The organism is Pseudomonas sp. A39 (assembly GCF_058145955.1).
In genome coordinates, this window is record NZ_JBYVMD010000038.1 from 1 (window position 1) to 16,638 (window position 16,638).

A 16,638-nucleotide genomic window follows, 5' to 3' on the forward strand; every position below is an offset into this window, starting at 1 on the left:
AAAGCCGAAGACTGGCGCCTGGAAGTGGCCGGCCAACGGGTGCAGATCATCAAGAAAGACCCGAAGAAAGGCGGCGTGCTGCAATTTGGTACCGAGCTGGTCGCGGCCAAAGATGGTTCGCTGGCAGCACTCTTGGGCGCATCCCCAGGCGCTTCGGTGACGGTTTCGATCATGCTGGAACTGATCGAACGCTGCTTCCCGGAAAAAACCGCCGGGGAATGGGCGACCAAGTTGCAGGAAATCTTCCCGGCGCGGGAGAAAGTCCTGGAGACCGACGCCGAGCTGTATCGCAAGATCAACATGCAGAACAACATCAGCCTGGAGCTGGTTGCACCTGCCGCCGAGACCGAGAGCTACGCTTGAGGTCGTGACGCCATAAAAAACGCCCCGCTCTCGTGATGAGAACGGGGCGTTTTTTTATGTCTCGGATAATCAGCCGCGAGCGTTTTCGATCAGTTCGATGTACTCGTCCGCGTGACGCTGATCCTTGATCAGATCGACGAAGGTCTGGCCATGCTCATCCTTGCCGTCGAGGTCCAGGCCAGCTTCCTTGAAGAAGCCCAGGAACCGTTCGAAGTCGTCGATACGCAGGCCACGGTAGGCCTTGATCAGTTTGTGCAGGGACGGTGAAGTCGCGTCGACCGGCTCGAAGTCCAGGAACAACTTGATCTGATCGTCACCGATCTCGTCACCAATCACCTGTTTCTTATCTTTACGCATTACCGACTCCAGCCTGCAGACATTTACACGGGGTTTGAAGTCTACCTGTGCGACGCAGGCTTCGAAAGCGCTGGAGATTCAATGTCGGCGGGGGTTTGCCCCCTCCCACATTAGCTTTTCAGTGTTTTTGCTATTGGGTACGCACCGCACCGGTATGCAAATCCGCCCAGATATGCCCATTGGCATAACTGAGGAACTGCACATACACCGTGTCATTGCGCAGCAGGTCGACAATCACCCGGTATTGGGCCAAGGGGTAAGACAGCGTCAGGGTTTTGCTCGAGTCGTCATACACCGGTTTTTTCAGGCTTTTGCTTTCAGCATCAAAATTGAGCACCACTTGGCTGATTGTCGCGCCTTTGTTCAAGGACTTGCCCTTGAGGCGGATCATCAGCGGCGAGGTCACCGGGATCGGTTGCTGGTTGGATTGGCGCTGGTTGCCCACCACCACTGCGTACTCAGTGACTTGCAGCAGTTGCTGCTGGTCAGGGATTTCGGCACGCAGGGTGAGGTCGTCCGCCGGCAGGAATTGGCTGTGCATCGGCGCAGGCGCCGCTGCCAGGGGTAAGCTGAGGGTCAGCGCCAAGGCGGCGCAGGTGCGAATCAACAGGCTCATGGGCCGCTCCGTGCGAGGTAGCCCAGCACTGTAGCTCAACTGAACTGGGCAAGCATCCAGCGTTGATACTCGGCCACGCCGGCCTCGCCTTCGCGGGGCGCCCAGTCGGCCAGCTCACCCTCGCCCACCGGACGATAAGGCCCGGCCTTGCACTCGAACATCACCGTGTCGGGCGCCAGCACCACCAGGCCATGGAATACACCCGGCGGCAGATCAACGCCCGAGCATTCACCACCCGCCTGCATGACGCGCTTGGCGAGCACTTCGCCGGTGTCGCTGAAAACCAGCAAGCCCAAACGGCCCTGCAGCACCAACAAGGTTTCGGCCTTATCCGCGCTCAGGTGCCGATGGGGCGGGACATAGGTGTCAGGTTGCAGGCCCACGGCCAGGCGATGACAGGGTTCTTCCATCTGGTGGAAGTTGTGGTGGTGCCGGCCACGAGGGCTGGCGCCCGCTTTCTCGGCCAGTTCGGCAAACAGCGTCTGATCAAGAAAACGGGTCATGGCTTACATCCCTTTGACGGCGTAAATGCCATTGGCGTTGCGCCAGTAGCCCTTGTAGTCCATGCCATAGCCGAAGATGTAACGGTCGATGCACGGCAGGCCGACGAAATCGGCTTTGAGCTCAGGGCGGGCCTTGCGGTCGTGGTCTTTGTCGATCAGCACGGCGGTGTGCACTTTGCGCGCGCCGGCGTGTTTGCAGAAGTCGATGATCGCGCCCAGGGTGTGCCCCTCGTCGAGAATGTCATCGATGATCAGCACGTCGCGATCAATGAAGGAGACTTCCGGCTTGGCTTTCCAGAACAGGTCGCCGCCGCTGGTTTCGTTGCGATAGCGGGTGGCGTGCAGGTAGGACGCTTCAAGCGGAAATTGCAGGTGGGTGAGCAATTTGCCGGCGAAGATCAGGCCACCGTTCATCACGCAGAAGACCACCGGGTTAGTGTCGGCCATCTCGCGGGTGATGTGCGCGCCAACCTTGGCGATCGCCTCTTCGACTTGCGCTTCGGTGTACAGGCAGTCAGCCTCGCGCATGATTTGACGGATATGCTCGAGATCAGCGGACATGGCGCTCTCCAAGGGGGTGCTGTGGCAAGAAAAGCGGGCGAAGGTACGCTTCTCATGCGCTCCGAGCAAGCCTTAATGGACTAACGTACTAGATGTCTATAGGACAACACCCTCGGATAGATTAATCTAGGCCGGTTTTTTTGCCCGCCGCCGGAGCCTTTCCCATGCCCACTCGCGAGATCCGCCACCCGCTGATCCGACACAAGCTCGGCCTTATGCGCCGCGCCGACATTAGCACGAAGAACTTCCGTGAGCTTGCTCAGGAAGTCGGAGCGTTGCTCACTTACGAAGCCACCAAAGATTTACCCCTGGAAACCTACGATATCGAAGGCTGGGCCGGTACCGTCCAAGTCGAGAAGATCGCCGGTAAGAAAATCACCGTGGTGCCGATCCTGCGCGCCGGTATCGGCATGCTCGAAGGCGTACTCAGCCTGATCCCGGGCGCCAAGGTCAGCGCCGTCGGCGTGGCCCGCAATGAAGAAACGCTGCAGGCCCATACCTACCTGGAAAAACTGGTCCCGGAAATCAACGAGCGCCTGGCGATGATCATCGACCCGATGCTCGCCACCGGCAGTTCCATGGTTGCCACCATCGACCTGCTGAAGAAAGCCGGTTGCAAGGACATCCGCGCCATGGTGCTGGTTGCCGCGCCCGAAGGCATCGCTGCCGTCGAGAAGGCCCACCCGGACGTGCAGATCTACACCGCGTCCATCGATGAGCGCCTCAACGAACACGGCTACATCATCCCAGGCCTGGGCGATGCCGGTGACAAGATCTTCGGCACCAAGCAGAAGGACGCGTGAGCATGCAGGATGAATTCAACGACCCGCTTTGGCGCCAGATCCTGTCTGGCGCACAGATGCTCTTCGTAGCATTTGGCGCGCTGGTGTTGATGCCGCTGATCACAGGCCTTGATCCAAACGTCGCACTGTTCACCGCGGGCCTGGGTACCTTGCTGTTTCAGGTGGTGACAGGGCGACAGGTGCCGGTCTTCCTGGCGTCGAGCTTTGCCTTCATCACCCCGATCATTCTCGCCAAGGGCCAGTTCGGCCTCGCGGCGACGATGGGCGGGGTGATGGCGGCCGGTTTCGTTTATACCTTCCTGGGCCTGGCGGTGAAGATCAAGGGCACCGGGTTTATAGACCGGCTGCTGCCGCCAGTGGTCATCGGCCCGGTGATCATTTCGATCGGCCTGGCCATGGCGCCGATTGCCGCCAACATGGCGATGGGTAAATCCGGCGACGGTGCCGAGCTGATCCACTACCAGACGGCGATGCTGATCTCGATGCCGGCGCTGCTGACCACCCTGATCGTGGCGGTGTTCGGCAAGGGTATTTTCCGCTTGGTGCCGATCATCTCCGGCGTGCTGGTGGGTTTTGCCATGTCGTTCTACTTTGGCGTGGTCGACACCGCGAAGATCGCCGCCGCCCCCTGGTTCGCCCTGCCCCACTTCACCGCGCCGGAATTCAACTGGCAGGCGATCCTGTTTATCGTCCCGGTGGCCCTGGCCCCGGCGATCGAACATATCGGCGGTGTGATTGCAGTGGGCAGCGTGACCGGTCGCGACTACCTGAAGAAGCCCGGCCTGCACCGTACCTTGCTGGGTGACGGCATTGCCACCACGGCCGCCGGCCTGTTTGGCGGCCCGCCGAACACCACCTACGCCGAAGTGACCGGCGCGGTGATGCTGACCAAGAACTACAACCCGAAGATCATGACCTGGGCGGCGGTGTTTGCCATCAGCCTGGCGTTTATCGGTAAGTTCGGCGCGCTGCTGCAGAGCATCCCGGTGCCGGTGATGGGCGGGATTCTGTGCCTGCTGTTCGGCTCGATTGCTGCGGTGGGGATGAACACACTGATCCGCCACAAGATCGACCTGGGCGAGGCACGCAACCTGGTGATCGTGTCGGTGACGTTGGTGTTCGGGATTGGCGGTGTGCTGGTGGGTACCGGCACCGGCCCGGATGACTTCGGCCTCAAGGGCATCGCCCTGTGCGCGGTGGTAGCGATTGGTTTGAACCTGCTGCTGCCAGGCAATGATGGCTGGAAGAACAAAAAGCCTGACGAGCCACTGATCTAACCAGTACTGCAAAACTGAATGTGGGAGGGGGCTTGCCCCCTCCCACATTTTGCTCTTCAGTGTGGCTTAGAGCTCACCGAGACCATCGATCAACGCCTGGTTCTGCTCAGGCGTGCCGATGCTGATCCGCAGGAACTGGGCAATCCGCGCCTGCTTGAAGTGCCGTACGATCACCCCTTGCTCCCGCAACTTGGCCGCCAGGCTGGCAGCGTCGTGCTCAGGGTGGCGGGCAAAGATGAAGTTGGCTGCCGACGGCAACACCTCAAAACCCTTCTCCTCCAATTGAGCGACCAGCTTGTCACGGCTATCGATGACCAACCGGCACGTCTTCTCAAAATACTCACGGTCTTCGAACGCCGCCGCTGCACCGACAATCGCCAGGCGATCCAGTGGGTAAGAGTTGAAGCTGTTCTTGACCCGCTCCAGCGCTTCGATCAGGTCCGGGTGGCCCACGGCCAGGCCCACGCGCAGACCGGCGAGTGAGCGCGATTTGGACAGGGTCTGGGTCACCAGCAGGTTCGGGTAGCGGTCTACCAGGCTGATCGCGGTTTCGCCGCCGAAGTCGATATAGGCTTCATCGACCACCACCACCGAATCAGGACTGGCCTTGAGGATCTGCTCCACCGCGTCCAGCGCCAGCACACAGCCAGTGGGCGCGTTCGGGTTGGGGAAGATGATCCCACCGTTGGGCTTGGCGTAGTCCGCCACGCGGATCTGGAACTGCTCGTCCAGCGGCACCGGGTCGGACTTGATGCCATAAAGACCGCAGTAAACCGGGTAGAAGCTGTAGCTGATGTCCGGGAACAGCAGCGGCAAATCGTGCTGGAACAGACCGTGGAAGATGTGTGCAAGGACTTCATCGGAACCGTTGCCGAGGAAAACTTTACCGGCGTCGATCCCGTAATACTTGGCCACCGCCTGCTTGAGCAGGTCACTGTTGGGGTCCGGGTACAGGCGCAGGTTGTCGTTCAACTCGGCCTGCATCGCCGCCAACGCCTTGGGCGATGGGCCGTAGGGGTTTTCGTTGGTGTTGAGCTTGACCAGCTTGGTCAGCTTGGGTTGTTCGCCGGGTACGTAAGGCACCAAGTCCTTGACGAAAGGGCTCCAGAATTTACTCATGTTTCAGTTCCCCTTCTCTTCAAGGATGCGGTATTCGGCGCTGCGGGCGTGGGCACTCAGGGATTCACCTCGGGCCAGCACGGAAGCGGTCTTGCCCAGCTCGGAGGCGCCTTGCGGCGAGCAGAAGATGATCGACGAACGCTTCTGGAAGTCATACACGCCCAGCGGCGACGAGAAACGCGCGGTGCCGGAGGTCGGCAGCACGTGGTTCGGGCCCGCACAGTAGTCACCCAGGGCTTCGCTGGTGTGGCGGCCCATGAAAATCGCACCGGCGTGGCGAATCGACGGCAGCCAGGCTTGTGGGTCGGCTACGGACAACTCCAAGTGCTCCGGCGCGATGCGGTTGGCCACTTCGATGGCCTGGTCCATGTCGCGCACCAGGATCAATGCGCCACGGCCATTGATCGACTTCTCGATGATCTCGGCGCGCTCCATGGTCGGCAGCAGCTTATTGATGCTGGCCGCCACTTGGTCGAGGAACTCGGCGTCCGGGCTGACCAGGATCGCCTGGGCGTCTTCATCGTGCTCGGCCTGGGAGAACAGGTCCATGGCGATCCAGTCCGGATCGGTCTGGCCGTCGCATACCACGAGGATTTCCGAAGGGCCGGCGATCATGTCGATACCGACCTGGCCAAACACGTGGCGCTTGGCAGTGGCGACGTAGATGTTGCCGGGACCGACCACTTTATCGACTTTCGGTACGCTTTCGGTGCCATAGGCCAGGGCGGCGACGGCTTGGGCGCCACCGATGGTGAACACGCGGTCGACACCGGCGATGCAAGCGGCAGCCAGCACCAGCTCGTTGATTTCACCGCGCGGGGTCGGTACCACCATGACCACTTCGGTCACGCCCGCCACTTTGGCCGGGATTGCGTTCATCAACACCGATGACGGATACGACGCTTTACCGCCAGGCACGTACAAACCGGCACGGTCCAGCGGCGTGACCTTCTGGCCCAGCACCGTGCCGTCAGCTTCGGTGTAGCTCCAGGAGTCCTGTTTCTGCTTTTCGTGGTAGCTGCGCACGCGAGACGCCGCCACTTCCAGGGCCTCGCGCTGCGGTGCGGTGATGCGTGTCAGGGCCAGCTCAAGGCGTTCGCGTGGCAGGATCAGGTCAGACATGGACTTGACGTCCAGGCCGTCGAACTGGCGGGTGAAGTCCACCAGCGCCGCATCACCGCGCTCGCGCACGGCCTTGATGATGTCGAGCACCCGCTGGTTGACCGAGTCGTCGGACACGCTTTCCCAGCTCAGCAGATGATCCAGATGATGGGCGAAATCCGGGTCGGCAGCGTTGAGTCGGGCAATTGCAGTGGACGTGGTCATAGCGAGGGCCTCAATAGAATTGGCAAAAACTCAGGCGCCCGAAGGTGCGCTGACGTTCAATAACGAAGCGCGTTGGTACTGTGGTTGTGCCAGGCAAGGCGCGGGGCTGGTAAGGGTAGTTTCCTTACCAAGTCCCGCAACGCAGCATGGCGCGACCACAGTGCCAACCCGCAGGGCCCCTCAAAAGGCAGGCTGCTACGCGTCGCTAATTATTGAAAAAGAATCTTCTACTAACATAAGTTGCCTTTTGGGGTAAGGCGCGCTTCGTTATTGAACGTCAGCGCACCTTTCCAGCAGTCGTTTCCGCTTGGGCACCTGAGAATTCTGGCTATGAGGCGGATAGACGGGCGTAGCTTTTCAGCTACGCAGGTAGGTCAACCGCGGTGTCGCGACTCCACTGCCTTGCGCAGGGTGTCGATCAACGCCTGGATACGGGCGTGCTGCATCTTCATCGATGCTTTGTTGACGATCAGGCGTGAGCTGATATCGGCAATGAAATCCTGCGGCTCCAAACCGTTGGCACGCAGGGTGTTGCCGGTGTCGACCACGTCGATGATCTTGTCGGCCAGGCCGATCAGCGGCGCCAGCTCCATCGAGCCGTACAGCTTGATAATGTCGACCTGACGACCTTGCTCGGCGTAGTAGCGCTTGGCGACGTTGACGAACTTGGTTGCCACGCGCAGGCGGCCCTTGGGCTCGACATCACCGACACGGCCGGCGGTCATCAGCTTGCACAAGGCGATACGCAGGTCCAATGGCTCGTACAAGCCCTGGCCGCCGTATTCCATCAGCACGTCTTTACCCGCGACACCGAGGTCGGCCGCGCCATGTTCAACGTAGGTCGGCACGTCGGTAGCCCGCACGATCAACAGGCGAACGTCGTCCTGGGTCGTGGGGATGATCAGCTTGCGGCTCTTGTCCGGATTCTCGGTCGGCACGATGCCCGCTTCAGCCAGAAGCGGCAACGTGTCGTCAAGGATGCGGCCCTTGGACAGTGCGATGGTCAACATGGGAAACGTCAGTCCTTCATCAGGCTATTGCTGTCCGGTCGCGAACGGCGCCAGACACAGATCGAGGCCATTACAGCCCCGATTTGAAACAAACCATTTAACAACAAACACCTTCCTGTGGCGAGGGAGCTTGCTCTCGCTGAGTCGCGAAGCGGCCCTCAAAAGCGGGACTGCTGCGCAGTCCAGCGGGAGCAAGCTCCCTCGCCACGGTTAAGGTGTTTGCAGCGCCGGGGACTAGCCCGGTACGCGGCGGATTTTCGCGCCGAGCATCTGCAGTTTTTCTTCAATGCACTCGTAGCCACGGTCTATGTGGTAGATGCGGTCGATCAGGGTGTCGCCTTCGGCGATCAGCGCAGAGATCACCAGGCTGGCCGAAGCCCGCAGGTCGGTGGCCATGACTGGCGCGCCCTTGAGCTTCTCGGTGCCGGTGACGATGGCGGTGTTGCCTTCAACCTGGATCTTCGCGCCCATGCGGTGCAGTTCGTACACGTGCATGAAACGGTTTTCGAAGATGGTCTCGATCACGGCACCGGTGCCTTCGGCAATGGCGTTCAAGGAAATGAACTGCGCTTGCATGTCGGTCGGGAACGCCGGGTACGGAGCGGTACGCACGTTGACGGCTTTAGGACGCTTGCCGTGCATGTTCAGCTCGATCCAGTCTTCGCCGGTGGTGATTTCGGCACCCGCTTCGCGCAGCTTTTCCAGGACCGCTTCCAGGATCGTCGGATCGGTGTCCTTGACCTTGACGCGGCCACCGGTAACGGCGGCGGCAACCAGGTAGGTACCGGTCTCGATGCGGTCCGGCATCACCTTGTAGGTGGCCGGGTGCAGACGTTTTACGCCGTCGATGGTGATAGTGTCGGTGCCGGCGCCGGTGATGTTGGCCCCCATGGCGATCAGGAAGTTGGCCAGGTCGACCACTTCCGGCTCGCGCGCGGCGTTTTGCAGGACGCTGCGGCCGTTGGCCAGGGCAGCGGCCATCATGATGTTCTCGGTACCGGTCACGCTGACGGTATCAAAGAAGAAGTTGGCGCCACGCAGGCCGCCTTCCGGCGCCTTGGCCTTGATGTAGCCGCCTTCGACGTCGATGGTCGCGCCCATGGCTTCGAGGCCACGGATGTGCAGGTCCACCGGACGCGAGCCGATGGCGCAACCACCAGGCAGGGCCACTTCGGCTTCACCGAAACGGGCAACCATCGGGCCCAGCACCAGGATCGACGCACGCATGGTTTTCACCAGTTCGTACGGAGCGATCAGGGTCTTGATGGTGCGCGGGTCGATTTCAACCGACAATTTCTCGTCGATAACCGGCTCGATACCCATGCGACCGAACAACTCGATCATGGTGGTGATGTCGTGCAGGTGCGGCAAGTTGGCCACGGTGACCGGGCCATCGCACAGCAGGGTCGCTGCCAGGATCGGCAAGGCGGAGTTTTTTGCACCGGAGATGCGAATCTCGCCATCAAGGCGGGCACCGCCGGTAATAATCAATTTATCCATAAGAATCTCGACGCCTTGGGGGCTCAGGTGCGCTCGGCCCAGGCCGCGCGGCTGAAAAATTTCATAGTGACCGCATGGATGCTGCCATCGGTGATCCACGGGTTCAAATGGGCATAGATCTGCTGCTGACGCTTGACCGGGCTGAGTGCCGCCAGTTCATCGCTAATCACGTTCAGCTGGAAGTTGCAGCCTTCGCCTTCAACTTCTACGGTCGTTTCCGGCAGCTTTCCTTCAAGAAAGCTCTTAACTTCTAGGGCCTGCATGCTCAACCTCTATCGGCGCCCAGTGCGCGCGGGTCGCACATCATACAAAAAAGCCCCGCGCCTGCGAACCCCGCATAGCAGGACTCTGACGGGGGGCCTCTTTAATAATGTGTATTAGGGGTGCGCCAGCAGCTCGGTCAGACCGGAAACTTCGGCAATTTCGCGCATGTCTTCGGGCAACGCCCGAACGCTGACCGCTTTTTTGGCCGCTTCGGCATCGCGCATGAAGCACAGCAACAGCGATAAGCCGACGCTGCTGGACTTGGTCACGGCCGAACAGTCCAGCACCAACGCAGGCGAAGTGCTGGTCTTGATCAGTGCCTGACCCTGCTTGCGCAGGTCAGGCCCGGTGCGGTAATCCAGCACGCCACTGATGAACAGCTCGCCGGCGTCGCCGAGACGAACAGCCGACTCGATCATTGCGCGGGCTTCCCAGCAGCTTTATCGGTCTCTTCCTTGGCCTTGGCGACTTCACCGGCCCAACCATTGATGGTTTTGTCCAGGTCGTTGCCATTGCGCTGCATCGCATCCGCGAACTGGTCACGGAACAGCTTGCCAATGTTGATGCCGTTGATGATCACGTTACGCAGCTTCCACTCGCCGTTGACCTTCTCCAGCGTGTACTGCACCGGGTAGACCGCGCCATTGTTGCCCTTGACGCTCATGTTGACGCTGGTGCGATCACCCGACTCATCCCCGGCAGGAGCGACGGTAATGCCCTGGTTGTTGTATTCAAGAAGAGCGTTGCCGTAGAACTGGAACAGGCCTTTCTTGAAGTTTTCCTGGAAGGTCTGCATCTGCGCCGGCGTAGCCTTGCGCGAATACTTGACCGTCATGATGCTTTTGGAGATGCCTTCAGCATCCACCACCGGCCCCACAATGGTATTGAGCGCGTTGTAGAACTGACTCGGGTCTTGTTTGTACTTTTCTTTGTTGGCCGACAGGTCAGCCAACATCTTGTTGGTCGTGTCCTGCACCAGATCGTGGGCAGAACCCGCTGCGTTGGCCATCAACGGCAGCGCTGCAAGCAGTACCAGAAGGCCACGTCGCAAGGTAGAGATCATGTACAGATTCCTCATTTGGCGTCTTTATTGACCGTATTAAGCAGGAATTTACCGATCAGGTCTTCAAGCACCAGCGACGACTGTGTGTCGTGGATTGTCGAGCCATCCTTGAGCAGGGCTGATTCCCCGCCCACGCTGACACCGATGTACTTCTCGCCCAGCAGCCCCGCAGTGAGGATAGATGCAGTGGAGTCGGTCGGCAGATTATCAACCTTCTTATCCAGCTGCATTGTCACTCGACCGGTGAAGCTGTCGCGGTCCAGATCGATTGCAGTGACCTTGCCGATCGTCACACCGGCCATGGTCACTTTAGCTCTGACAGTCAAACCGGCGATATTGTCGAAGTACGCGTAAAGTTTATAAGTATCGGCGGTGGGGCTGGCCGAAAGACCGCTGACTCGCAGGGCCAACAACAGTAAAGCCAGGATGCCAGCCAGCAAGAAAAGGCCGACACCGATTTCCACAGTGCGGTTTTGCATCAGAAATCTCCAAACATCAAGGCGGTCAAAATGAAGTCAAGGCCCAGTACCGCCAGCGAGGCGTACACAACGGTCTTGGTGGTGGCACGACTGATCCCTTCTGAAGTGGGCTCACAGTCGTAGCCTTGGAATACGGCGATCCAGGTCACTACAAAGGCGAAGACGATGCTTTTTATGATGCCGTTGAGCACGTCGCCCGTGAACGTCACGCTGTTTTGCATGTTGGCCCAGTAAGAGCCGTCGTAGACGCCCAGCCAGTCCACCGCCACCCACGAACCACCCCAGATACCCACCACGCTGAAGATGATCGTCAGCAGTGGCAGGGAAATGAAGCCGGCCCACAGACGCGGGGCAACAATGTACTTGAGCGGGTCCACGCCGATCATTTCCAGGCTGGACAGCTGCTCGGTGGACTTCATGTTGCCGATTTCGGCGGTCAGCGCAGAACCCGCACGCCCGGCGAACAGCAAAGCGGTCACCACCGGCCCCAGCTCTCGCAACAACGTCAGGGCGACCATCTGCCCCACCGCCTGCTCCGAACCATAGCTGGACAGAATATTGAAGCCCTGCAGCGCCAGCACCATGCCGATGAACACCCCGGAGACCACGATGATCACCAGGGACATCACACCCACAGCATGCAACTGCTTGACCAGTAGGCCGAAGCCGCCACCTATGCCGCCGCGGCCGAGCAAGGCGTGAAACAGGAAAATCGTCGAACGGCCCAGCACTTCGACGATGTCGATGCCCGAGCGACCGAAAAGGCGAACCTTTTCGATAAGAGATGTCTTGCGCATCAGCGCTTCCCCAGAAGATCTGAGCGGTAATCCGCTGCCGGAAAGTGAAAAGGCACGGGGCCATCAGGATCGCCGGTCATGAATTGGCGAATGCGCGGGTTATCAGCGTTCATCAGTTCTTCGGGCGTGCCCTGCCCCAGCACCTGGCCATCGCCGACGACATAGAGGTAATCGGCAATACTCGCGGTTTCTGCAAGATCATGGGAGACCACGATGCTGGTGATGCCCAGTGCATCGTTGAGCAAGCGGATCAGGCGCACCAACACGCCCATGGCGATCGGGTCCTGACCGACGAAGGGCTCGTCATACATGAGGATCTGCGGGTCGAGGGCAATGGCGCGGGCCAGGGCCACGCGACGCTTCATACCGCCGGACAGTTCGTCGGGCATCAGGTCGATGGCACCGCGCAGGCCTACGGCCTGCAGTTTCAGCAACACAATGTCACGAATCATTTCGTCAGACAGTTGGGTATGCACACGCAGCGGAAACGCCACGTTCTCGAACACATCAAGGTCGGTAAACAGCGCACCGCTCTGGAACAGCACACCCATGTGCTTACGCGCGTCGAACAGATCGCTGCGCGACAGCGTCGGCAGGTTCTGGCCGTTTACCCACACTTCGCCGGCACTGGGCCGCAATTGCATGCCCATCAGGCGCAACAGGGTGGTCTTGCCACTACCGGAAGGCCCCATGATGCCCGTGACCTTGCCGCGCGGAATGCGGATATCGACGTTATTGAAGATGCTGCGCGTCCCGCGCTTGAAGGTCAGTCCCTTCAGCTCGACCGCGTAGGCGTTATCGGCACTCATCTAAACTCCTTGGGATGCAGCCTCTCACTCAGACACCACGCTTGCGACAAACGTTTGCATCAGCCGCACAATAGTTGCGCAATCGATGGCCACATGGGCAGAGCGGACCGAACTGGCGGCGAACTATATCACTGCTGGTACAGGGCGCCCAAGGCCGGAACAGTGCTTGTTCAGATCCAGGACAGGGAAAAAACGTTGCCAGCTATGTTACTAAGGAGGGAATCCCAAGCGCACCGCGAACAAACCCTGACGAACTTGCGTGAGGGAATTGATCATTACCGTTATAATCGCCGACTTTTCGTCAGGCTATACGATTTCAGACATGAGCCAATCCAGCGACCTTATTCAATCCGCACAACGCACAATCCGCCTCGAGCTTGAAGCCGTAGAAGGCTTGCTGGCGCATATCGACGCAGATTTCGTACGCGCCTGCGAGATGATTCTGGCCAGCAAGGGCCGCGTTGTCGTGGTCGGCATGGGCAAGTCAGGCCACGTTGGCAACAAGATCGCCGCCACCCTGGCCAGCACCGGGACCACCGCGTTTTTCGTGCACCCCGCCGAAGCCAGTCACGGCGACATGGGCATGATCACCAAGGATGACATCATCCTGGCGCTGTCCAACTCCGGCAGCACCAACGAAATCGTGACCCTGTTGCCGCTGATCAAGCGCCTGGGCATCCAGATGATCAGCATCACCGGCAACCCGGAATCGACGCTGGCCAAGGCCGCCGAAGTCAACCTCAACGTTCACGTGGACCACGAAGCCTGCCCGCTGAACCTGGCGCCGACTTCGTCCACCACCGCCGCCCTGGTGATGGGTGATGCCCTGGCCGTGGCACTGCTGGAGGCGCGTGGATTTACCGCCGAGGACTTTGCGTTTTCGCACCCGGGGGGCGCCCTGGGCCGCCGCCTGCTGCTGAAAGTGGAAAACGTCATGCACTCGGGTGATGAGTTGCCCCATGTCCAGCGCGGTACCCTGCTGAAGGACGCGCTGATGGAAATGACTCGCAAGGGCTTGGGCATGACGGTGATCCTGGAAGCCGATGGCCGCCTGGCAGGGGTGTTCACCGACGGTGACTTGCGCCGCACCCTGGACCGCACCATCGATATCCACACCGCCAGCATCGACGCAGTGATGACACCTCACGGCAAGACCGCGCGCCCCGAAATGCTGGCAGCCGAGGCCTTGAAAATCATGGAAGACCACAAGATCGGCGCACTGGTGGTGGTCGATGGCGACGACCGCCCGATTGGCGCCCTGAACATGCACGACTTGCTGCGTGCGGGAGTGATGTAAATGACCAGCGACCTGTTGCAACGCGGTAAAAACATCAAGCTGGCGATTTTCGACGTTGACGGCGTGCTGACCGATGGCCGCTTGTACTTCCTCGAAGACGGCAGTGAATTCAAGACTTTTAACACCCTCGACGGCCAGGGCATCAAGATGCTGATGGCGTCGGGCGTGCAAACGGCGATTATCAGCGGCAGAAAAACCCCCGTTGTGGAACGTCGCGCACAAAACCTGGGGATTCCTCACCTGTATCAGGGCCGCGAGGATAAACTGGTGGTTCTGGACGAGCTTCTTGGCCAACTCAACCTAAGCTATGAGCAGGTCGCCTACTTGGGCGATGACTTGCCCGACTTGCCGGTGATCCGCCGAGTGGGCCTGGGCATGGCGGTCGCCAACGCGGCAGCCTTTGTTCGCGAGCACGCCCATGGCATCACTACCGCCCGTGGCGGTGAAGGCGCCGCACGCGAGTTCTGCGAGCTGATCCTGCGAGCCCAGGGTAGCCTTGAAGCGGCCCACGCCGCCTACTTATAGAGCGTTTTATGCTGAGCAAAAAGATTCGCAACTTCCTGTTATTCGGGGTCATCGCCGCACTGTTCCTGGCGGTGGGCTACTGGAATATCAGCCCGGAGCGCTTTCTCGACCAGCCTGCCGCGCAGGTTGACGAAGGCGCTATCGACTATTACGCCACCAATGCCAAGAGCGTGCAGTTCCTGCCCGACGGCAAAGTGCAGTACGAGATGACCTCGGACAAGGTCGAACATGTCAAGGCCAGCGAAGTCACCCTGCTGACCAACCCCGACATGAACATTTACCGCGGTACCGAGTTCCCATGGCACGTCACCAGCAAACGTGGCGAGGTCAACCCGGACGGTACCGAGGTGGAGCTGATCGACTCGGTGCGCGTTGCGCGCACTGACGATAAAAAACGTGAGACCGTGATTACCAGCAGTCGCATGACCGTATTCCCGCAGAAGCAATATGCGCAGACCGAGCAAGACGTTAGAATCGACGGCGCTGGCGGTGTATCGACTGGCAAGGGAATGAAAGCGTATTTGAAAGAAAGCAGGATACACCTGCTATCGAACGTAAGAGGACAGTATGAGGCTCGTTAAAACTCTCCCTATTTTGCTCGGTCTGGGCGCAGCACTGGGAAGCGTGAGCGCCTGGGCTCTGCCGAACGATAGCCAGCAACCGATCCACATCTCGGCTGACGATGCGCAGTTGGATGATAAACAAGGCGTCGCCACCTATACCGGCGGCGTGATCATCACCCAAGGTTCGATGAAGATCACCGGCAATACCGTGACCCTGACTCGCACCCCGGCTGGCGACATTGATGTGGTGACCTCGGTCGGCAACCTGGCTTACTTCGAACAGAAGCAGTCCGCTGCCGATACCGGTCCGATGAAGGGCTACGGCAAGACCATCCAGTATCACGCCCAGCAGAACCGCATCGTACTGATCGACCAGGCGAAAGTACTCAGCCCGGACGGCAACTCCACGGAAGGTGAAAAGATCACCTATGACACCGTGAAACAGATCGCTAACGCCGGTCGCGCCAATGGCAACAAGGTCACTGCACCTCGTCCACGGATCGACATGGTCATCCAGCCGAAGAAGAAGGCCGAGTAATGGCAACCCTGAAAGCCCAGCATCTGGCCAAGGCCTATAAAAGCCGTCAGGTCGTGCGCGACGTCAGCCTGTCGATCGACAGCGGCCAGATCGTCGGCTTGCTCGGCCCTAACGGCGCCGGTAAGACCACCTGCTTCTACATGATCGTCGGCCTGGTCCAGGCGGATCAGGGCCGCGTGCTGATCGACGACCTGGACGTGAGCCACCAGCCGATGCACGGCCGCGCCCGCGCCGGTATCGGCTATCTCCCGCAGGAAGCGTCGATCTTCCGCAAACTGTCGGTCGCCGATAACATCATGGCCATCCTCGAGACCCGCAAGGAGCTCGACCGTGACGGCCGTCGCAAGGAGCTGGAAAGCCTGCTGCAGGAGTTCCACATCAACCATATCCGCGACAACCTCGGCATGAGCCTGTCCGGCGGTGAGCGTCGCCGTGTGGAAATCGCCCGCGCCCTGGCCACTGCGCCCAAGTTCATCCTACTGGACGAACCGTTTGCGGGCGTCGACCCGATCTCGGTGGGCGACATCAAGCAGATCATCCATCACCTCAAGGCCAAGGGCATTGGCGTGCTGATCACCGACCACAACGTCCGTGAGACCCTCGATATCTGCGAAACAGCGTATATCGTCAACGATGGCCAGCTGATCGCCGAAGGTGATTCCGCCACCATCCTGGCCAACGAGCTGGTCAAGGAAGTGTATCTGGGTCACGAGTTCCGCCTGTAAACACCGTGGTGTCACGGCTGTTCGCCAAGGTGCGCGGGAGTCAATGAAAACCTCCGGATTTTTATTGTTACCGCGCTCTAGGCAAAGCCCCCGACATCAGGCATATAATTTGCTTATGTTTGGCGCTCACGCGCCCTGTCGTG

General features: G+C 59.9%; 22 protein-coding genes. 8 read left to right on the forward strand and 14 right to left on the reverse strand.

The window, feature by feature from the left end:
* Positions 1-363 (forward strand): malate:quinone oxidoreductase (locus AC3ZU9_RS23955; protein ID WP_490091442.1); only part of this gene is annotated, 363 nt, incomplete at its 5' end.
* A gap of 69 nt (positions 364-432) precedes the next feature.
* On the opposite strand, the gene AC3ZU9_RS23960 is transcribed toward AC3ZU9_RS23955, so the two are convergent.
* The 4 genes from AC3ZU9_RS23960 to AC3ZU9_RS23975 all read right to left on the reverse strand — a co-directional run bounded on the left by AC3ZU9_RS23960 (position 433) and on the right by AC3ZU9_RS23975 (position 2,400).
* A complete protein-coding gene (locus tag AC3ZU9_RS23960; protein ID WP_012722257.1) occupies positions 433-720 on the reverse strand; it encodes a PA4642 family protein in 288 nt (95 codons plus the stop codon).
* 130 nt (positions 721-850) lie between these two features.
* Positions 851-1,336: a hypothetical protein gene (locus tag AC3ZU9_RS23965; protein ID WP_093542174.1), complete on the reverse strand. Its 486-nt coding sequence runs from the start codon at positions 1,334-1,336 to the stop codon at positions 851-853.
* A 35-nt stretch (positions 1,337-1,371) separates the two neighbouring features.
* Entirely contained in the window at positions 1,372-1,839 is a 468-nt protein-coding gene (locus tag AC3ZU9_RS23970; RefSeq protein ID WP_093542176.1) for a WbuC family cupin fold metalloprotein, read from the reverse strand.
* Between the two features lie 3 nt (positions 1,840-1,842).
* The gene (locus tag AC3ZU9_RS23975) at positions 1,843-2,400 is read right to left on the reverse strand and encodes a hypoxanthine-guanine phosphoribosyltransferase (protein WP_012722254.1); all 558 of its coding nucleotides are present in this window, start codon (positions 2,398-2,400) and stop codon (positions 1,843-1,845) included.
* A 164-nt stretch (positions 2,401-2,564) separates the two neighbouring features.
* Between AC3ZU9_RS23975 and upp the strand changes: the two genes are divergently transcribed.
* Together upp and AC3ZU9_RS23985 are read left to right on the forward strand one after the other, a co-directional pair.
* Positions 2,565-3,203 carry a uracil phosphoribosyltransferase gene (gene upp / locus AC3ZU9_RS23980; protein WP_012722253.1) on the forward strand — a complete coding sequence of 213 codons (639 nt, stop codon included), beginning with the start codon at positions 2,565-2,567 and terminating at the stop codon, positions 3,201-3,203.
* Between the two features lie 2 nt (positions 3,204-3,205).
* On the forward strand, positions 3,206-4,480 hold the full coding sequence (locus tag AC3ZU9_RS23985; protein WP_012722252.1) for a uracil-xanthine permease family protein: 1,275 nt from the start codon (positions 3,206-3,208) through the stop codon (positions 4,478-4,480).
* Between the two features lie 66 nt (positions 4,481-4,546).
* On the opposite strand, the gene hisC is transcribed toward AC3ZU9_RS23985, so the two are convergent.
* The 10 genes from hisC to AC3ZU9_RS24035 all read right to left on the reverse strand — a co-directional run bounded on the left by hisC (position 4,547) and on the right by AC3ZU9_RS24035 (position 12,847).
* Entirely contained in the window at positions 4,547-5,599 is a 1,053-nt protein-coding gene (gene hisC, locus AC3ZU9_RS23990) for a histidinol-phosphate transaminase (protein ID WP_320400239.1), read from the reverse strand.
* A 3-nt stretch (positions 5,600-5,602) separates the two neighbouring features.
* Positions 5,603-6,925 carry a histidinol dehydrogenase gene (gene hisD, locus AC3ZU9_RS23995; RefSeq protein ID WP_012722250.1) on the reverse strand — a complete coding sequence of 441 codons (1,323 nt, stop codon included), beginning with the start codon at positions 6,923-6,925 and terminating at the stop codon, positions 5,603-5,605.
* A 374-nt stretch (positions 6,926-7,299) separates the two neighbouring features.
* The gene (gene hisG, locus AC3ZU9_RS24000; RefSeq protein ID WP_003188599.1) at positions 7,300-7,935 is read right to left on the reverse strand and encodes an ATP phosphoribosyltransferase; all 636 of its coding nucleotides are present in this window, start codon (positions 7,933-7,935) and stop codon (positions 7,300-7,302) included.
* A gap of 234 nt (positions 7,936-8,169) precedes the next feature.
* Positions 8,170-9,435 carry a UDP-N-acetylglucosamine 1-carboxyvinyltransferase gene (gene murA, locus AC3ZU9_RS24005; RefSeq protein ID WP_024073479.1) on the reverse strand — a complete coding sequence of 422 codons (1,266 nt, stop codon included), beginning with the start codon at positions 9,433-9,435 and terminating at the stop codon, positions 8,170-8,172.
* A 23-nt stretch (positions 9,436-9,458) separates the two neighbouring features.
* Entirely contained in the window at positions 9,459-9,698 is a 240-nt protein-coding gene (locus AC3ZU9_RS24010; RefSeq protein WP_003188597.1) for a BolA family protein, read from the reverse strand.
* A gap of 114 nt (positions 9,699-9,812) precedes the next feature.
* Entirely contained in the window at positions 9,813-10,118 is a 306-nt protein-coding gene (locus AC3ZU9_RS24015; protein WP_490091443.1) for an STAS domain-containing protein, read from the reverse strand.
* Positions 10,115-10,762 (reverse strand): MlaC/ttg2D family ABC transporter substrate-binding protein, encoded by a 648-nt coding sequence (locus AC3ZU9_RS24020; protein ID WP_012722247.1) that lies wholly within the window; start codon positions 10,760-10,762, stop codon positions 10,115-10,117. Before AC3ZU9_RS24020 ends, AC3ZU9_RS24015 begins: the two co-directional genes overlap by 4 nt.
* 11 nt (positions 10,763-10,773) lie before the next feature.
* A complete protein-coding gene (gene mlaD, locus AC3ZU9_RS24025; RefSeq protein WP_012722246.1) occupies positions 10,774-11,241 on the reverse strand; it encodes an outer membrane lipid asymmetry maintenance protein MlaD in 468 nt (155 codons plus the stop codon).
* Positions 11,241-12,038 (reverse strand): lipid asymmetry maintenance ABC transporter permease subunit MlaE, encoded by a 798-nt coding sequence (mlaE, locus tag AC3ZU9_RS24030; RefSeq protein WP_012722245.1) that lies wholly within the window; start codon positions 12,036-12,038, stop codon positions 11,241-11,243. The genes mlaD and mlaE overlap by 1 nt, the downstream gene beginning before the upstream one ends.
* Positions 12,038-12,847, reverse strand: a complete 810-nt coding sequence (locus AC3ZU9_RS24035; RefSeq protein WP_012722244.1) for an ATP-binding cassette domain-containing protein — start codon at positions 12,845-12,847, stop codon at positions 12,038-12,040. The genes mlaE and AC3ZU9_RS24035 overlap by 1 nt, the downstream gene beginning before the upstream one ends.
* Before the next feature lie 322 nt (positions 12,848-13,169).
* On the opposite strand from AC3ZU9_RS24035, the gene AC3ZU9_RS24040 reads away from it, so the two are divergent.
* From AC3ZU9_RS24040 to lptB, 5 genes are read left to right on the forward strand one after another with little or no spacing between them, the layout of a single operon-like run.
* A complete protein-coding gene (locus AC3ZU9_RS24040; RefSeq protein ID WP_012722243.1) occupies positions 13,170-14,144 on the forward strand; it encodes a KpsF/GutQ family sugar-phosphate isomerase in 975 nt (324 codons plus the stop codon).
* Positions 14,145-14,669, forward strand: a complete 525-nt coding sequence (locus AC3ZU9_RS24045; RefSeq protein ID WP_010213109.1) for a KdsC family phosphatase — start codon at positions 14,145-14,147, stop codon at positions 14,667-14,669.
* Positions 14,670-14,677: 8 nt separating this feature from the next.
* On the forward strand, positions 14,678-15,250 hold the full coding sequence (lptC, locus tag AC3ZU9_RS24050; RefSeq protein ID WP_012722242.1) for an LPS export ABC transporter periplasmic protein LptC: 573 nt from the start codon (positions 14,678-14,680) through the stop codon (positions 15,248-15,250).
* Positions 15,237-15,770, forward strand: a complete 534-nt coding sequence (lptA, locus tag AC3ZU9_RS24055) for a lipopolysaccharide transport periplasmic protein LptA (RefSeq protein WP_012722241.1) — start codon at positions 15,237-15,239, stop codon at positions 15,768-15,770. Before lptC ends, lptA begins: the two co-directional genes overlap by 14 nt.
* On the forward strand, positions 15,770-16,495 hold the full coding sequence (lptB, locus tag AC3ZU9_RS24060) for an LPS export ABC transporter ATP-binding protein (protein ID WP_003171806.1): 726 nt from the start codon (positions 15,770-15,772) through the stop codon (positions 16,493-16,495). The genes lptA and lptB overlap by 1 nt, the downstream gene beginning before the upstream one ends.
* Positions 16,496-16,638 lie beyond the last annotated feature (143 nt).

What these genes read in the sequence shown, in the direction of transcription:
- mlaE (WP_012722245.1), bottom strand. Translation starts at nt 12,038, where the DNA reads ATGCGCAAGACATCTCTTATCGAAAAGGTTCGCCTTTTCGGTCGCTCG.
- AC3ZU9_RS24035 (WP_012722244.1), bottom strand. Translation starts at nt 12,847, where the DNA reads ATGAGTGCCGATAACGCCTACGCGGTCGAGCTGAAGGGACTGACCTTC.
- mlaD (WP_012722246.1), bottom strand. Translation starts at nt 11,241, where the DNA reads ATGCAAAACCGCACTGTGGAAATCGGTGTCGGCCTTTTCTTGCTGGCT.
- lptA (WP_012722241.1), top strand. Translation starts at nt 15,237, where the DNA reads ATGAGGCTCGTTAAAACTCTCCCTATTTTGCTCGGTCTGGGCGCAGCA.
- AC3ZU9_RS23975 (WP_012722254.1), bottom strand. Translation starts at nt 2,400, where the DNA reads ATGTCCGCTGATCTCGAGCATATCCGTCAAATCATGCGCGAGGCTGAC.
- hisD (WP_012722250.1), bottom strand. Translation starts at nt 6,925, where the DNA reads ATGACCACGTCCACTGCAATTGCCCGACTCAACGCTGCCGACCCGGAT.
- lptB (WP_003171806.1), top strand. Translation starts at nt 15,770, where the DNA reads ATGGCAACCCTGAAAGCCCAGCATCTGGCCAAGGCCTATAAAAGCCGT.
- AC3ZU9_RS23970 (WP_093542176.1), bottom strand. Translation starts at nt 1,839, where the DNA reads ATGACCCGTTTTCTTGATCAGACGCTGTTTGCCGAACTGGCCGAGAAA.
- AC3ZU9_RS23985 (WP_012722252.1), top strand. Translation starts at nt 3,206, where the DNA reads ATGCAGGATGAATTCAACGACCCGCTTTGGCGCCAGATCCTGTCTGGC.
- hisC (WP_320400239.1), bottom strand. Translation starts at nt 5,599, where the DNA reads ATGAGTAAATTCTGGAGCCCTTTCGTCAAGGACTTGGTGCCTTACGTA.
- AC3ZU9_RS23960 (WP_012722257.1), bottom strand. Translation starts at nt 720, where the DNA reads ATGCGTAAAGATAAGAAACAGGTGATTGGTGACGAGATCGGTGACGAT.
- AC3ZU9_RS24010 (WP_003188597.1), bottom strand. Translation starts at nt 9,698, where the DNA reads ATGCAGGCCCTAGAAGTTAAGAGCTTTCTTGAAGGAAAGCTGCCGGAA.
- hisG (WP_003188599.1), bottom strand. Translation starts at nt 7,935, where the DNA reads ATGTTGACCATCGCACTGTCCAAGGGCCGCATCCTTGACGACACGTTG.
- murA (WP_024073479.1), bottom strand. Translation starts at nt 9,435, where the DNA reads ATGGATAAATTGATTATTACCGGCGGTGCCCGCCTTGATGGCGAGATT.
- AC3ZU9_RS24020 (WP_012722247.1), bottom strand. Translation starts at nt 10,762, where the DNA reads ATGATCTCTACCTTGCGACGTGGCCTTCTGGTACTGCTTGCAGCGCTG.
- upp (WP_012722253.1), top strand. Translation starts at nt 2,565, where the DNA reads ATGCCCACTCGCGAGATCCGCCACCCGCTGATCCGACACAAGCTCGGC.
- AC3ZU9_RS24045 (WP_010213109.1), top strand. Translation starts at nt 14,145, where the DNA reads ATGACCAGCGACCTGTTGCAACGCGGTAAAAACATCAAGCTGGCGATT.
- AC3ZU9_RS24015 (WP_490091443.1), bottom strand. Translation starts at nt 10,118, where the DNA reads ATGATCGAGTCGGCTGTTCGTCTCGGCGACGCCGGCGAGCTGTTCATC.
- lptC (WP_012722242.1), top strand. Translation starts at nt 14,678, where the DNA reads ATGCTGAGCAAAAAGATTCGCAACTTCCTGTTATTCGGGGTCATCGCC.
- AC3ZU9_RS24040 (WP_012722243.1), top strand. Translation starts at nt 13,170, where the DNA reads ATGAGCCAATCCAGCGACCTTATTCAATCCGCACAACGCACAATCCGC.
- AC3ZU9_RS23965 (WP_093542174.1), bottom strand. Translation starts at nt 1,336, where the DNA reads ATGAGCCTGTTGATTCGCACCTGCGCCGCCTTGGCGCTGACCCTCAGC.